Below are 15,293 nucleotides of genomic sequence, written 5' to 3'. Positions count from 1 at the left end.
GGTAAATGCCTGAATGTGAAATATGTTTTATCTGGATATATTGATAACTGATTCTCTAGCTCAATATTTAAGGGTATGTATGTCATGTTTTAGTCTTCCCTCGCTGGCACTGGGTACTGGCGATTTGCATAAAAAAACACCTTTTCTGCATTCCGGTAAATTGATATCTGGCGAAGTTTCGATATGCTCTGATAATGTTTTTTTTGGTGATATGAAAGCCATCAATTCTTCACTCGATAAAAGTAAAGAAAATGAAGTGTTCAATGTACTTATGATTGAAAATGCCTATTATATTAAAAATAAAAATTATGCTTATACCAGTAATCCGATAATAAATAAAAAAGATAAAGCTAATATCACTGCGTTGATATATTCACAAGAACTGCAAGAAAGAATAAGTAAACAATATAGTTGCTTGAAAGGAGGTACAGGAATGCATGAAAGTGATTATCAAATAAAAGGTAATTTAATTCTTACCGAGTTAATTGTAAAAGAGTTTACTGCCGTAGCGCCATCAGATATCAATAGTGGACAATGGGCTAATGAAAACCCGTTAACCAGTGCAATGCTTGCTTGTATCAAAGATAACCACGAACAGCCTGACATTAATGCTATTGTTTCAGATAGGGCGATTCGATTTCTTTGTACTAAAATGCCCCATGAGATGAATGAAATATTCTCTTTGGATGGGTTAATTACAACCTGTATTGATGAGATTGCTAAATATGTCTTTTCACCCGAAGGGTGTAAAGTGACATTTCCAGATGATATTGCGATAAGTATTAAAAGAAAAGTTCAAAAAATGGCGTATGAAGCTCGTAGTTTACCTGAGACAAAACTTGCAGAACTTACTCAGCTTGATACCCTTATTAAACACTTATCCTGAGTTTATCTAAATAATAAATTAATTATTCATCGGGCGATATTTATCGCAATATTAGGCGCGCCATAAACGAAGGTAATCATGACACATCATATTCTCCCTGCTGTAAATATATTTAGTAATATAAAAAGGTTATCAAATAATTTTTCCGAAACCAAATCATCAAAAATAAAACAACCCCAGCAAATAGACTTTAACTGTTTTGAAGAAAAGAACTTAGATAATATTATTTCTGAGTTGGAAAAAGTGTTTAACTACAATGATGATTATGGCAAAAATTCCTCTATTTATATGCAGCTTTGGGATGAAATAAATAAAAGTGAAAATCATCGCAATCATGTATTGTGGGAAGCTCAAGCCAATAAAGGTAAACGCAGCGATGCCTTATGTGTATTTTTGGTCGATCTGTCGCGGTTGAGAGTCGAGGAGAGCATATTATATAACCCAGAAAAAGAAAAAGTTAAAGACATTAGGCGCACTGAGCTTTGTGAAGAAGTATTGAGGAAGTTCGTAGCAAGAGGGGTACAGGCAGAAATTGACGCCATCGCAGATATGAAGATTAATTCGCCACACTGGAATGGTAATGAAGAGCTTAAAAAACAAGAAAGTACTCTTTCGTTAGTATCTTATATCTTAGGCTTAACCACTAATAAAAAAGATGGTGCTAAAGACCGTTTAGGTATAGGCCCTATTGCAAGTGTTATAGGCGATGTTGTAAATAATGCACGTAGTTTTCTTAAGTTACATATTCACAGCAATCAACCAAACATAGATGTATTGCACAGAATTACTGATTCTTATTATAGATGTTATTGTGAGAAAGAGAAATTACCAAACGAACAACTTATTGATAACGTGATTAAGGAGGTAAGAGCTAGCGTTAGTCGTAGCAATTTTGCTTCGGCTAAAGGTCTTCCCTCTTCTATTGATCCAGAATCCAGTGCGTATAGGATGATTTCTAAAACCATACTCGATCCTGCCATTAGCGTGATGTATCAGCGACAGATGACGTCAAAAATACTGTCTAACGATCACCGTGAAAATAATGGGGAGAAGAAAAAAACCACTGTAGAGATACAAAGAGAATATTTAGCGACAGATGAAACGTTGGATTTGAAGAGTAGCCAGATTTATAAAGATGTTAAGAATTGTTTATTGAGTATCAATGAAAATCTTACTGAAGATGATATCTCATCATGTGCTAAAAATTATTACGAGTTTTTCCGTGAAAAATACTTTCTTGACGTCCATAGTTTGGTGCAACTGGAGCCTTTTCAGTCGGTAAACGGCATTCAGAATAAACGCAATGGTATTATCTTTGACCGATGATATCCCGCTTATCTTTTCAAGATACTGGGAGGTTGGCAGCCATTACTCACCCAAGGTATTGAGTTATCTCTGTTCCTTGGGTTCATTTCATTGCCACCGGCCTGCAACTCAAAATCTATTGAGTATGGTGTTTTTGTGACTTTAACCACAAATTTGATGTAATTAAACAAATCAAATCATTTTAAATGTGATTCTAATCGCTAAAATCTCTCTCATTTCAGGTAAACTGCGCAACTTTCACTCAATAGACATTCTATCTAACGATTTTTGCGCAGGTAACGCGGATGAACATTATTCTGATGATTGCTATCACCACTGGCATTCTCTCGGGGATTTGGGGTTGGGTTGCAGTCAGCTTAGGGCTAATCAGTTGGGCAGGGTTCCTTGGCTGTACGGCCTATTTTGCCTGCCCACAAGGTGGCTTAAAAGGGTTGCTGATCACGCTGCTAACCTGCCTGAGCGGAGTATTCTGGGCGATGATGGTTATTCAGGGCAGTGCATTACAACCTGAATGGGCGATCCTGGGTTATGTCTTAACGGGGGTTGTCGCGTTTTTGATGTGCATTCAGGCCAGCCAGCAGTGGTTATCGTTTGTACCCGGCACTTTTATCGGTGCTTGCGCTACCTTTGCCGGTAATGGTAATTGGAAACTGGTGATTGTTTCTCTGTTAGTCGGTGTCGTGTTTGGTTATGCAATGAAGAACAGCGGGTTGTGGCTGGCTGCACGGCGTGGCCGAGAGAATACTGCGCCTTTGGCCTCCTCCGCCGGGGCCGATATTGATTAGCTGACACTCATTTAGTCATTACAGCATCGGGTCTGATTGCGGGTATATTCAGTTATCTATCTGTCGTCATGGGGGAATTTAACTCCCCTTAATCACCCAAGCTATTTGCGATACAGATTAATCCTGAAAATCCCTTCTTAGCCCTGAATCAATATTCCCCCGGTTATCTTCGACTATGCTTAGAGGATGCATTTTTTACTCATGGAGAACCCACATGAACCGAGATAAAGAACAGCAAACCTCGTTGGACGACGATCTGACTATGCTAACCGATACGCTGGAGGAGGTGCTTCGTGCTTCCGGAGATGTCGCGGATGAGAGTTATAAAGAGATTAAGGCACGCGCGGAGAAAGCCTTAAAGGAGGTTCAGAACCGTTTGAATGGCCGCAGTGAATGCTATATCAAACGGGCGAAAGAGCTTGCGTGTTGTACCGATGATTATGTGCGCGATAAACCTTGGTGCAGCGTGGGGATTGGCGCAACTGTCGGGTTGGTTGTCGGGTTACTGATCGCACGGCGTTGAGATAGGTGATCGAACCCAAGGGGCTGCGGCCCCTTAATTATTCATTCAGGTTTACAAATTTGAATTTGCACTGCCGGATACCCCATGTTGAGTATACAAAACCATCAATATCAAATATTAGTGTGATAACTAACAATAACTTTTGAATCTGACTTTTCTTATTATTCACGCCCCGTATAATCCCACTCTTTCTGTTGATTTACCGAGGTGGTCGTGAAACAACTTTCTGGTTTGCTGGGGGAATTACGGCAGAAGTTACGCGCCGGTTTCCCTGACCAGGCAGGTATCCGGCAAATTATCGTGCCTGCACCGGGCCGAATCGGTAGCCAACTGTTAGAGTGGCTGGCCGCACAATGCCATTTCCCGCAATTTTACTGGCGTCACCGCGAAGGCCATGAAGAGGCCGCAGTCTGTGGTCAAACTCAGATTTTCAATGATATGCAATCGGCTGATGATTTTATTCAGCAGAACCGGGATGCCGGTGGATTACGCATTTGGGGTTTGAATGCATTTGAACCTGTAATTGTTCACGGGCACAACGGTGCTGAACAACCGGTTCAGCCCAGCTTCCTGTTTCTACCACGCATTGAGATATTACGCCGCGGTGAGCAAACTTACTTAACGCTCAATCTGGCGAGTGACTTTTCCCTGCATCAAGATGCGCTGCGTGCGATGACCTTTATCGATCAACTGGTGGCGGCTAAACCATTGGCTGCATTGGATGTTCAAGTACGACATGCCAGCCATATGCCGGAATATCCGCAGTGGAGTCGCCTGATTCAACATGCATTGGATGACATTGAGCAGCAGAAGATGGAGAAGGTGGTATTGGCGCGCGCCACCCAACTTACGCTGGATAAGCCTCTCTCCTGTGGCGCATTTATGGCTGCCAGCCGCCAGGTTAACCACCACTGTTTCCACTTTATGTTACGTTTTGATGCGCAGCGGGCATTTTTGGGTTCCAGCCCTGAGCGTCTCTATCTGCGTCAGCAATTGCATTTGGAAACTGAGGCATTGGCGGGAACCGTATCCAACGCACCAAGCCATCAGCAAGCCGCAGAACTGGCTGATTGGTTGATGCATGATGAAAAAAATCAGCGTGAAAACTTGTTGGTGGTGGATGATATCTGCCAGCGATTGCAGGGTGGTGTCGCCGCCGTTGATGTGATGCCACCAGAAATCATCCGTCTGCGTAAAGTGCAGCACTTGCGCCGCTGTATTCATGCGCAGCTCAACCATGCCAGCGATACCGATTGTCTGCAACGTCTACAGCCGACGGCGGCAGTGGCGGGTCTACCGCGTAATGTTGCCCGGCAGTTTATTACCGAACATGAGCCAATCTCGCGTGGCTGGTATGCCGGTTCTGCGGGTTATCTTTCCTTAAAACAAACTGAATTCAGTGTCACGCTGCGTTCTGCCTGGGTAGAGGATCAAAAGGTTCATCTGTATGCCGGAGCCGGTATTGTGGCAGGTTCTGACGCAGAGCAGGAATGGCAAGAGATTAACAATAAATCAGCCGGGCTACGTACCTTGCTGGGAAGCCAGCAACAAGACAGTAAAACGCCGTAATTAACCGCACTTACGATGTGGTTGGATTGTGGCACTTAAGCGGTAGGTGTAAACTGCGGCTTATCGGTCACTTTCCTTACATAGAGCGGCAAACTTTAACCATTAATCAGTCACTCTGGGCTTTTTTGACTGGATGAAGCGCTATCCTGATGTTGATTCTCGGGCTCGCAGTGTCTGTTAACTGACTTTTGAGCAAACCATGTCGACAAGTGTTTTTAACCGTCGTTGGGCGGCATTGCTACTGGAAGCGTTGACCCGCCACGGCGTGCGTCACATCTGTATCGCTCCCGGCTCCCGCTCGACGCCGTTAACACTGGCTGCGGCGGCGAATCCATCGCTGGTTTGTCATACCCATTTTGATGAGCGCGGCTTGGGCCATCTGGCATTGGGGCTGGCGAAAGCTACCACTGAGCCGGTAGCGGTGATTGTTACCTCTGGCACGGCGGCTGCTAATCTTTATCCTGCCCTGATTGAAGCCGGGCTGACCGGTGAGCGGCTGATATTACTGACGGCTGACCGCCCACCGGAATTGATCGACTGCGGTGCTAATCAGGCGATTCGCCAATCCGGGCTGTTTGCCAGCCATCCGACAGTCAGCCTTAATCTGCCTCGGCCAACGCCTGATATTCCCGCCCGTTGGCTGGTTTCTACCCTTGATAATGCAATGGCGCAATTACAACACGGCGGCCTGCATATTAACTGCCCATTTGCTGAACCTCTCTATGGTGGCGATGAGCAAGCCTATGCTGATTGGTCTGCGACATTGGGCGACTGGTGGCAGGGGGATCATCCGTGGTTGCGTCAATCCTTGTCAGAGCCGCAGGGCCAGCAAACGGACTGGTCTTTCTGGCAGCAAAAGCGTGGGGTGGTGATTGCCGGGCGCATGACGGCGCAAGAGGGCCAACTGCTGGCTGAATGGGCGGCTTTACTGGGTTGGCCCCTGATTAGCGATGTGTTATCACAAACCGGCCAGCCATTGCCTTGTGCTGATTTATGGCTGGGAAATCCAGCGGCTAAGACGATCCTCGCTCAGGCGCAGATCGTGTTGCAATTTGGCAGCAGTCTGACGGGGAAGCGCCTGTTGCAATGGCAGGCACAATGCCAGCCGCAAGAGTATTGGCTGGTCGATAATTTGCCCGGCCGCCTCGATCCGGCTAATCATCGTGGGCGCAGAATCATTTCGCCGGTGAATGTATGGCTGAAGCAACATCCGGCGCAGCGCCATGCGCCGTGGGCCAGTGCGTTGGCAACATGGTCGCTGAAGGCGCAAAGCCATGTGGCACAAGCACTGAGTACGCAATTTAGCGAAGCCGCAGTCGCGCATCATCTTGCTGAACTATTGCCGGAAAATGGCCAGTTGTTTGTTGGCAACAGCCTGATTGTCCGATTGATTGACGCGTTTGGCCAGCTGCCTGCCGGCTACCCGGTTTACAGTAACCGTGGTGCCAGTGGGATAGATGGTTTGTTGTCGACAGCCGCAGGTGTTCAGCGCGCCACCGCCAAGCCAACGCTCGCTATCGTCGGGGATTTATCGGCTTTGTATGACCTGAACGCTTTGGCACTATTGCGCCAAAGTTCCGCGCCGATGGTGCTGCTGGTGGTGAACAATAATGGCGGGCAAATTTTCTCGTTGTTACCCACGCCAGAAGCTGATCGTCAGCGTTTTTACTGTATGCCACAGGATGTCAGTTTTAAACATGCTGCTGCGATGTTCCAGCTGTGTTATGCCCGACCAGATAGTTGGTTAGAGTTACAAGAGAGCGTAACCCAATGCTGGTTGCACGGCGGGGTGACATTGATTGAAATCGTGGTGCCGCCGAGCCAGGGAGCCGAAATGCTGCAACAACTGGTACAACAGGTAGCCCAATTATGACGCTGGCGTGCCGCAAACTTGGATCTCACCCCCAGGGTGCGGCACAGCAACATGACGGGCCGTGGTTGGTGTGGCTGCATGGTCTGCTGGGCAGTGGTGAGGACTGGCAACCGGTGGCTGAGTTGTGTGGCGATATCCCTTCATTATTGGTAGACCTGCCCGGCCACGGTAAATCGGTGACTCAGACTACCTGTGGCTTTGCTGATGTTAGCCACCAGCTAGCGCAAACGTTACAGGCCAACGGTATTCGCCAATATTGGCTGGCAGGCTACTCTTTAGGCGGCAGAATTGCGATGTATCACGCCTGTTACGGCGAACATCACGGTTTGCAAGGGCTGATTGTTGAGGGCGGTAACTTGGGTTTAGAAAGCGATGCACTGCGTCAGGCTCGGTTACGACATGACTACCAGTGGGCGCAGCGTTTTCGCAGCGAACCCTTGGCACCGGTGTTAATCGACTGGTATCAGCAGGCGGTGTTTGCCGATTTAGACTCGCAGCAGCGTGCACAACTGGTCGCATTGCGTAGCAATAACCACGGGCCCGCGGTGGCCGATATGCTGGAGGCCACCTCGCTTGGGCATCAGCCGTGGTTGTTACCGGATCTGCAACGGCTCAATATCCCTTATACTTACCTGTGTGGTGAGCGCGACCACAAATTCCAGCAATTGGCCGCTCAATACTCGTTGCCACTACGCACACTGGCTCGCGCCGGACACAATAGCCATCGGGCCAACCCCGGTGCTTTTGCCGCGCAGGTACTATCATTTTTATCACAATCGTCATTTTTATCACTCTCCCGTTAAAGGAATGCTTACTATGCTTTATCCGAGCGAAGAACAACTGTATGCCGCCATCGATTGGCAGGATTGCTCCGCCGGGTTTGAAGATATTCGCTATCACAAATCCAGCGATGGTATCGCCAAGATAACTATCAACCGCCCCGAAGTGCGTAATGCATTCCGCCCGTTAACGGTTAAAGAGATGATTCAGGCGTTGGCTGACGCCCGCTATGATGACAACATCGGCGTGATCATTTTGACCGGCGAAGGCGACAAAGCCTTCTGTTCCGGTGGCGACCAGAAAGTGCGTGGCGACTACGGCGGCTATAAAGATACCAGTGGCGTTCATCACCTGAATGTGTTGGATTTCCAGCGTCAAATCCGGACTTGTCCTAAACCGGTTGTTGCAATGGTTGCTGGCTATTCTATTGGTGGCGGCCATGTATTACATATGATGTGTGACCTCACCGTGGCTGCTGATAATGCTATTTTCGGTCAGACCGGGCCAAAAGTGGGTTCATTTGACGGTGGCTGGGGTGCGGCGTATATGGCGCGCATTGTCGGCCAGAAAAAAGCGCGCGAAATCTGGTTCCTGTGCCGCCAGTATGATGCCCAAAAAGCCTTGGATATGGGGCTGGTCAATACTGTGGTGCCGATCGCTGATTTGGAGAAAGAGACGGTGCGTTGGTGTCGTGAAATGCTGCAAAACAGCCCAATGGCACTGCGCTGCCTGAAAGCGGCATTGAATGCCGACTGCGATGGGCAGGCGGGCTTGCAAGAGCTGGCCGGTAACGCCACCATGTTGTTCTATATGACAGATGAAGGTCAGGAAGGGCGTAATGCATTCAATGAGAAACGCCAGCCGGACTTCAGCAAATTCAAGCGTAATCCGTAATGCGCGCGGCCACGCTTTACCGCTACAGCATCCCGATGGACGCCGGGGTAATACTGCGCCATCAACGGCTGAAAAGTCGCGATGGGCTGTTGGTTAAGTTACAGCAAGGTGCGCTGATCGGGTGGGGCGAAATTGCCCCTTTGCCAGAGTTCAGTCAGGAAACCCTACCAGAAGCGCAGGTTGTCGCACAAAATTGGCTGCAAAACTGGGCAGGCGGGGCAGAACCGGCGCTTGATGCTTTACCGTCGGTGGCTTTTGGTCTTAGTTGTGCGCTGGCGGAGTTGCATCAAACGCTGCCGCTGACGGCGGATTATCGTAAAGTGCCACTGTGTACCGGCGATCCGGATGAGCTGTTTGCGGTACTTCAGGCGCTGCCGGGTGAGAAAGTTGCCAAGGTAAAAGTTGGGTTATATGAAGCAGTACGCGATGGCATGATTGTCAATGTGTTGCTGGAGGCGCTGCCTGATTTGACGTTGCGCTTGGATGCCAACCGTAGCTGGACACGCGCCAAAGCAGATGGCTTTGCCCGGTACGTGAACCCTGAACTGCGCTCACGCATCGCGTTTCTGGAAGAACCCTGTAAAACCCGCGCCGAATCCCGTGAGTTTGCCCGTGATACGGGGATCGCCATCGCCTGGGATGAAAGTGTACGCGAAGCTGATTTTAAAGTGGAAGCCGAGCCGGGTGTGGCGGCGATTGTCATCAAACCGACGCTGGTGGGCAGTATCGCTCGCTGCCAGCAATTGGTGCAGCAAGCGCATCAAGCAGGATTGGTGGCGGTTATCAGCTCCAGTATTGAATCCAGCCTTGGGCTGACCCAACTGGCGCGGCTGGCTGATTGGCTGACACCTGATACCATTCCTGGGCTGGATACCCTGAGCCTGATGCAGGCGCAGTTAGTTCGTCAGTGGCCGGAGAGCCAGTTGCCGGTCATGACTGCCGAACAGTTGGACGTGCTATGGTGCAACTGAAGGATTGGCCCTGGCTCTATTCCTCCCCTTGGATGTATTCATCGCCCTGGCGATACTGGGCTAATCTGCGGCCTCATGCGATAGCCATTCGCACTGGGGCGCAGCTTATCAGTTGGCAGCAATTAGCTGATGAGATTGATGGCCTTGCTGCGGGTTTCGCGCAGCAAGGGGTGACGCCCGGTTGTGGTGTGGTGTTGCGTGGTAAAAACAGTTATTCGCTGTTATTAGCGTATCTGGCGGCTTTGCAGTGTGCTGCGCGTGTTTTGCCGCTCAATCCGCAATTGCCAGAGGCTTTGCTGACGCAACTACTGCCCCAGTTGGATTGCCATTTTATGTTGAATCTGGCAGACCCGCTCACGGCATCGTGTTCGCAGGTGCCGCTTGATATGCGCCGTGTTGATCCGCCGGTGCTCAGGCAAGCCTGGGATAGTCAGCGGCTGGCGACTCTGACGCTAACCTCAGGTTCCTCTGGTTTACCCAAAGCAGCCGCTCATTCGCTGGCCGCCCATCTGGTCAGTGCCGACGGCATATTAAAACTGATGAACTTTACCTCAACAGATAGCTGGCTGCTGTCGCTGCCGCTGTTTCATGTCTCGGGGCAAGGTATTGTCTGGCGCTGGTTAAGTGCGGGTGCCACGTTGGTGGTGCAGGAAGGGGCGGCGTTGGTTGATGCTCTGGCTGGATGCAGTCACGCCTCGTTAGTTCCCACGCAGTTATGGCGTTTACTGGCGAACGATGACTCGGCGTTAACCTTAAAAGAGGTGCTACTGGGCGGTGCAACCATCCCGATAGCACTGACACAACAGGCCGAAGCGCGGGGTATTCGTTGCTGGTGTGGCTATGGCTTGACCGAAACGGCCTCAACGGTTTGCGCCAAACGTGCTGACGGTTTGCCCGGTGTGGGCGTCGCGCTGGCGGGCCGTGAGGTGAAATTGGTCGATGATGAAGTGTGGGTGAAAGCAGATTGTCTCGCGGCGGGTTACTGGCAACAGGGGAGGTTACAGCCAATAACTGACAGTGAGGGGTGGTTTCATACCCGCGATCGTGGTGTGTGGCAGCAAGGTGAACTCCGTATCCTTGGGCGGCTGGATAACCTGTTTTTCAGCGGTGGCGAGGGCATTCAACCAGAGGATATTGAACGCGTTTTGTTGCAATATCCGGGGGTGCAACAGGCTTTTGTGGTTCCAGTTGCTGACACTGAATTCGGCCACCGGCCCGTGGCCGTGATTGATGCTGATAACTCGGTGAATGAGATTGCGTTAGCGGGTTGGTTAGCACCACAGTTAGCGGTATTCCAACGTCCGGTTGCTTTCTATCGCTTACCGGTGGCGCTTAAGAAGGGCGGTATTAAGGTGTCGCGGCGGGATGTTTGTGATTTTGTGGCTAATTTATAGTGAGTTAGCGGCCGGTACAGTGGTTCTATCGTATTAAGGCGTTGTCGGTAATAGGCTATTTTTACTGGCTTACGCCCTGAGTCTGCGCGATCTCGAAGAGATGATGGCTGAACGCGGTATGATCATTGACTATTTCACATTACACCGCTTGATACCGTTACTGAATAAGGCTTTCCGCTGGCATAAATGGAACGCAGCCGCTGCGCTGCGCTTCTTTAAGGGTCATATCAGCATCCACGGGACGGATTATTCCCGGTAAAACCATTTTATCGGTTGGCTACCTAAAATACAGGCGGCACAAATTTTGTTGGCCCCGCGTCGTTAACACGACAGAACCTCGCTGTTGTAGCGCGAGGCATCGATCACTTCTTCCGACCGCCGCATTCTAAACCTACCATTTGTGAAGTTCCTCACGGCCAGTTACTGCTGAGTGCCAATATTAAGAAATTAGTGGCAATGACAGAAAGGTTTCGTTCGGTTCATTTTTTATACTCACATTTTGTTTCTTTAACATAATGATAACTTAAAATCAGGGATCATAGAAAATGACAACGTTCTCGCCGCCAGTAACCGGGCAACCCTCTGATATATCGAAAGTGGTATTCGGGATGCCCATAAAGCTCTTCTGGGGATATATTGCCATTGCAATATTTATGACCGGGGATGGTATCGAATTAGCTTTCTTGTCGAAATACATTATTGATATAGGCTTTGATGTTTCACAAAGTGCGATGATTTTCACTGCCTATGCCATCACCGCAGCGATCGCCAGTTGGTTATCTGGCGGTATCAGTGAGATTTATGGTCCGCGAAAAATCATGGCCCTCGGTGTTGTTTGGTGGGTAGTTTTTCATGTGCTGTTTATCCAATTTGGTCTCTCAGCCGAGAATTACCCGCTAATGCTCGTGTTCTACGCGCTGCGTGGTTTCGCCTACCCGTTGTTCTTTTACGCTTTCTATGTTTTGGTGGTACAAAGAACGCCGTCACATCGACTGGCGTCGGCAACCGGTTGGATATGGTCAATGTTCACCATTGGCTATGGCATCATCGCGTCCTTCCTGCCCAGTGTCACCATTCCACTGATCGGTTTTATTGCCACGTTATGGATATCCCTGGTATGGGTTATTGTTGGCGGAGCTGTCGCTCTATTAACCTTAAAAGATATTCGTTCTCAAAATAAAACCGCCATTCCGATGGCAGATAAATTGCTCGAAATTAGTCGTGGCATCACGCTTATTTTTCAGGATAAAGATATCTTTTTAGCACTTATCATTCGGATCCTGTGCAACCTGGCGCTGTTCGGTTTTCCCATTTTTATGCCATTACATTATACGTCACAAGGTGTCGGTTTTACGTCCGAACAATGGATGCGTATCTGGGGGATTTTCTTCCTGGTTCAGCCGGTCACCAATGTCTTGTGGGGAATTATAGGTGACCGCATTGGCTGGTTATTCCAAATGCGCTGGGTTGGCTTTTTTGGCTGTACAGTGACCACTTTACTTTTTTATTTTATGCCGTTGTACTTTCCTGCCAATCTCGGTATGGCTATTTTCTTTGCGTTAATGCTGGCATTAACCATCACATCCTTCGTCCCTATGGGCGCTATTTTCCCGATGCTGGCACCCGATCATAAAGGTGCTGCCATATCAGTACAAAACCTTGGTGGCGGTATCGGCAATTTCATTGGCCCCGCCATCGCCACCATTTTATTCACTGCTTCTTTTGATATCAAAACGGTGGTTATCTGTTATTCAGCGCTGTACTTCCTGGGCGGTATTCTTACCTGGTTTATCCGTAATCCTCAGCCAGAACAGATCCCAACACCGATTGAATCCCATATGGCACCACTTTCTCTTAAGGATGAAAAATGAACATCAATGAATTTTTTGGTATCAAAGGAAAAATCACGCTGGTAACTGGCGCCTCAGCAGGTATCGGTCTGGCTATTACCGAATTACTGAATGAACTGGGTGCTACGGTGATCATGGTGGATAAAGACCCACAGGTTATTGCGCAGGCTAAAAATATGCCGGGCGATGGCTTCGGCATTGCCGCCGATTTATCCGATATTGAAGCGCTCCCGATGTTAATCAAGCAAATTGTGGAGCGTTATGGGCGCATTGATATTCTGGTTAACAATGCCGGGATCGGCATTCTCGAATCCGCTGCTGAGGTAAAAAAAGAGAGCTGGGATGCCACATTGTTAGTCAACTTGACTGCACCCTATTTCCTATCACAGGCGGCTGGAAAATATATGGCAGAGCAAGGTTACGGGCGCATTGTGAATATTGCCTCGCAAGCCAGTGTGATTGCGCTGGAAAACCACGCGGCCTATTGCACCAGCAAAGCGGGTCTGGTTATTGCGTCGAAAGTGTTGGCGGCAGAATGGGGGAAGTTTGGTATTACCGTCAATACTATTTCGCCGACGGTGGTGGAAACAGAGTTAGGCAAGCGGTATTGGCAGGGGGAAAGAGCAACGGAAATGAAGTCAAAAATTCCTGTCGGGCGCTTTGCTATGCCTGATGAAATCGCGGCAGCCGTTGCCTGGCTGGCCAGCGAAAAAGCCGGAATGGTCAATGGCGAAAATATTATTATCGACGGTGGGTACACCATAATTTAGTGGGTTGCATCGTATGCTATGGCAATACAACAACCATACTGTTTATGCCATTAAAGCGGCAAATTGCGTTTTTTTAGGGTGATTTAAATGTGAACAGTATTTTGCATTGTAAGACTTTTTCCATGCTCCGTTAGTGGCTGACGTGAACAATCTTTCAGCCAGATAGGGTTATTATAAAAATTGCATTCTCCGCTTACAGGGAATTTTTATGTCACAGAAAATTAATGCTGCATTATTCGGTATTGGGCTTAAAACCTATTGGCCACAATTTGCTGGTCTGGAGGATAGGCTTCTTGGTTATTTGGGGGATATTGAGGAAAAAATACAGTCGCCAAAGGTTCGTGTTATTAATGGCGGACTCATTGATTCAATCGAAAAAAGTGATCAGTTTGCACATCAACTCAGACATGATGCCCCTGATGTTATTATCATTTATATCAGTACATATGCACTCAGTTCTACGGTATTACCGCTGGTACAGCAGTTTAAAGTACCGGTATTAATCCTTGCGTTGCAACCCGAACGTGGACTGCCTTATGCAACGATCCGCCGTATGGATGATCGCGGTGCCCGCACGGGTGAGTGGCTGGCACATTGTCAGGCTTGCAGTGCTCCGGAGTTGGCGAATGTTTTCAACCGTGCAGGTATCAATTATGAAATAATAGTCGGTGCCCTGAACGATGATCCTTTGGTTTGGCAGCAAACTGAAGAGTGGCTCACCGCGTTACGTGTACAGCGCGAGCTTTCGCACACGCAGATTGGTGTCCTTGGCCATTATTATGACGGAATGTACGATGTTTATTCGAACATGACCAATCTTTCTATCAAGATTGGAGTCCGTTTCAAGCTGCTGGAAATGTGTGAGTTGCAAGCCTGTCGTGAAGAGATCAGTGAAACGCAGATTACCTCTAAACAAAAAGAGATCCGCCAACAACTCGTGGTCGATGCCAGTTGCGAGCCAGAAGAGGTCATGCGTGCGGCAATCACTTCAGTGGCGTTGGATATATTAGTGAAGAGACATCAACTCGGTGCAATGGCTTATTACTATGAAGGGCAGCCGGGCAATGCATATGAAAATATTGTCACTTCCCTAATCCTGGGAAATACATTGCTGACTTGTCGTGATATCCCGGTCGCTGGTGAGTATGAAATCAAAAACGTCATTGCGATGAAGATTATGGCACTGCTCGGTGCAGGTGGCTCTTTTGCTGAACCTTATGGTATTGAGTTTGATGATGATGTTGTGCTGTGGGGACATGATGGGCCGGCACATCCATTAATGGCCGAAGGGGATGTCATGTTGGTTCCCTTACCGGTTTATCACGGTAAACCAGGTAAAGGCGTGTCGATTCAAATGACAGTAAAAAACGGGCCAGTGACGTTTCTTTCGGTAGTCGAAGGTATTGATAACCAAGTGATCTTACAATATGCCGAAGGTGAGGCAGTATCTGGCGAAACTCTGGATATTGGCAATACCAATAGCCGCTACCGTTTCTCGATCGGCGCCCGCGAATTTACCACCAATTGGTCATACGGCGGAGCAGCACACCATTGCGCTATTGGTTTAGGCCATCAGGGAGCGATACTGGAAAAGCTGGCAAGCCTGCTGGGGATTAAAACGAATCGTATCGCATGATGCCTGAATAATAGGCATTGTTTTTAGCTTTTGGTC

At 48.5% G+C, this 15,293-nt stretch carries 13 protein-coding genes and 1 pseudogene; all 14 read left to right on the top strand.

Going from position 1 to position 15,293, the window contains the following annotated elements:
* The first annotated feature begins 79 nt into the window (after positions 1 to 79).
* Complete coding sequence (locus tag AT01_RS05775) at positions 80 to 886, top strand: hypothetical protein (protein ID WP_042546439.1); 807 nt, start codon at positions 80 to 82, stop codon at positions 884 to 886.
* Positions 887 to 964: 78 nt separating this feature from the next.
* The gene (locus tag AT01_RS05770; protein ID WP_042546438.1) at positions 965 to 2,212 is read left to right on the top strand and encodes a hypothetical protein; all 1,248 of its coding nucleotides are present in this window, start codon (positions 965 to 967) and stop codon (positions 2,210 to 2,212) included.
* A 284-nt stretch (positions 2,213 to 2,496) separates the two neighbouring features.
* Complete coding sequence (locus AT01_RS05765; RefSeq protein ID WP_004704408.1) at positions 2,497 to 2,997, top strand: DUF1097 domain-containing protein; 501 nt, start codon at positions 2,497 to 2,499, stop codon at positions 2,995 to 2,997.
* A 214-nt stretch (positions 2,998 to 3,211) separates the two neighbouring features.
* Positions 3,212 to 3,520: a DUF883 domain-containing protein gene (locus AT01_RS05760; protein WP_004704409.1), complete on the top strand. Its 309-nt coding sequence runs from the start codon at positions 3,212 to 3,214 to the stop codon at positions 3,518 to 3,520.
* Between the two features lie 213 nt (positions 3,521 to 3,733).
* Positions 3,734 to 5,089: an isochorismate synthase MenF gene (menF, locus tag AT01_RS05755; protein WP_042546437.1), complete on the top strand. Its 1,356-nt coding sequence runs from the start codon at positions 3,734 to 3,736 to the stop codon at positions 5,087 to 5,089.
* A 199-nt stretch (positions 5,090 to 5,288) separates the two neighbouring features.
* A complete protein-coding gene (gene menD, locus AT01_RS05750; RefSeq protein WP_042546436.1) occupies positions 5,289 to 6,962 on the top strand; it encodes a 2-succinyl-5-enolpyruvyl-6-hydroxy-3-cyclohexene-1-carboxylic-acid synthase in 1,674 nt (557 codons plus the stop codon).
* The gene (gene menH / locus AT01_RS05745; RefSeq protein ID WP_144404911.1) at positions 6,956 to 7,765 is read left to right on the top strand and encodes a 2-succinyl-6-hydroxy-2,4-cyclohexadiene-1-carboxylate synthase; all 810 of its coding nucleotides are present in this window, start codon (positions 6,956 to 6,958) and stop codon (positions 7,763 to 7,765) included. Before menD ends, menH begins: the two co-directional genes overlap by 7 nt.
* Positions 7,766 to 7,778: 13 nt before the next feature.
* Complete coding sequence (gene menB, locus AT01_RS05740) at positions 7,779 to 8,636, top strand: 1,4-dihydroxy-2-naphthoyl-CoA synthase (RefSeq protein WP_042546434.1); 858 nt, start codon at positions 7,779 to 7,781, stop codon at positions 8,634 to 8,636.
* Complete coding sequence (gene menC / locus AT01_RS05735; protein ID WP_042546433.1) at positions 8,636 to 9,607, top strand: o-succinylbenzoate synthase; 972 nt, start codon at positions 8,636 to 8,638, stop codon at positions 9,605 to 9,607. Before menB ends, menC begins: the two co-directional genes overlap by 1 nt.
* The gene (gene menE / locus AT01_RS05730) at positions 9,595 to 11,001 is read left to right on the top strand and encodes an o-succinylbenzoate--CoA ligase (RefSeq protein WP_042546432.1); all 1,407 of its coding nucleotides are present in this window, start codon (positions 9,595 to 9,597) and stop codon (positions 10,999 to 11,001) included. The genes menC and menE overlap by 13 nt, the downstream gene beginning before the upstream one ends.
* A 64-nt stretch (positions 11,002 to 11,065) precedes the next feature.
* A pseudogene (locus tag AT01_RS21610) lies at positions 11,066 to 11,242 on the top strand (IS6 family transposase); the annotation flags it as partial.
* A 304-nt stretch (positions 11,243 to 11,546) separates the two neighbouring features.
* Positions 11,547 to 12,872 (top strand): MFS transporter, encoded by a 1,326-nt coding sequence (locus tag AT01_RS05725; RefSeq protein WP_042546431.1) that lies wholly within the window; start codon positions 11,547 to 11,549, stop codon positions 12,870 to 12,872.
* Complete coding sequence (locus AT01_RS05720) at positions 12,869 to 13,621, top strand: GolD/DthD family dehydrogenase (protein ID WP_042546430.1); 753 nt, start codon at positions 12,869 to 12,871, stop codon at positions 13,619 to 13,621. The genes AT01_RS05725 and AT01_RS05720 overlap by 4 nt, the downstream gene beginning before the upstream one ends.
* Positions 13,622 to 13,829: 208 nt before the next feature.
* Entirely contained in the window at positions 13,830 to 15,257 is a 1,428-nt protein-coding gene (locus tag AT01_RS05715; RefSeq protein WP_042546429.1) for an L-fucose/L-arabinose isomerase family protein, read from the top strand.
* The last annotated feature ends 36 nt before the right edge of the window (positions 15,258 to 15,293 follow it).

The sequence above is a fragment of the Yersinia aldovae 670-83 genome (assembly GCF_000834395.1).
Classification (GTDB): Bacteria; Pseudomonadota; Gammaproteobacteria; order Enterobacterales; family Enterobacteriaceae; genus Yersinia; species Yersinia aldovae.
The sequence above is the reverse complement of the archived record's forward strand: the minus strand, read 5'-3'. Positions and strand labels throughout refer to the sequence as shown.

Coding starts and splice junctions, on each gene's coding strand:
- AT01_RS05775 (WP_042546439.1), top strand. CDS start 80: ATGTCATGTTTTAGTCTTCCCTCGCTGGCACTGGGTACTGGCGATTTG.
- AT01_RS05770 (WP_042546438.1), top strand. CDS start 965: ATGACACATCATATTCTCCCTGCTGTAAATATATTTAGTAATATAAAA.
- AT01_RS05765 (WP_004704408.1), top strand. CDS start 2,497: ATGAACATTATTCTGATGATTGCTATCACCACTGGCATTCTCTCGGGG.
- AT01_RS05760 (WP_004704409.1), top strand. CDS start 3,212: ATGAACCGAGATAAAGAACAGCAAACCTCGTTGGACGACGATCTGACT.
- menD (WP_042546436.1), top strand. CDS start 5,289: ATGTCGACAAGTGTTTTTAACCGTCGTTGGGCGGCATTGCTACTGGAA.
- menB (WP_042546434.1), top strand. CDS start 7,779: ATGCTTTATCCGAGCGAAGAACAACTGTATGCCGCCATCGATTGGCAG.
- menC (WP_042546433.1), top strand. CDS start 8,636: ATGCGCGCGGCCACGCTTTACCGCTACAGCATCCCGATGGACGCCGGG.
- menE (WP_042546432.1), top strand. CDS start 9,595: ATGGTGCAACTGAAGGATTGGCCCTGGCTCTATTCCTCCCCTTGGATG.
- AT01_RS05725 (WP_042546431.1), top strand. CDS start 11,547: ATGACAACGTTCTCGCCGCCAGTAACCGGGCAACCCTCTGATATATCG.
- AT01_RS05720 (WP_042546430.1), top strand. CDS start 12,869: ATGAACATCAATGAATTTTTTGGTATCAAAGGAAAAATCACGCTGGTA.
- AT01_RS05715 (WP_042546429.1), top strand. CDS start 13,830: ATGTCACAGAAAATTAATGCTGCATTATTCGGTATTGGGCTTAAAACC.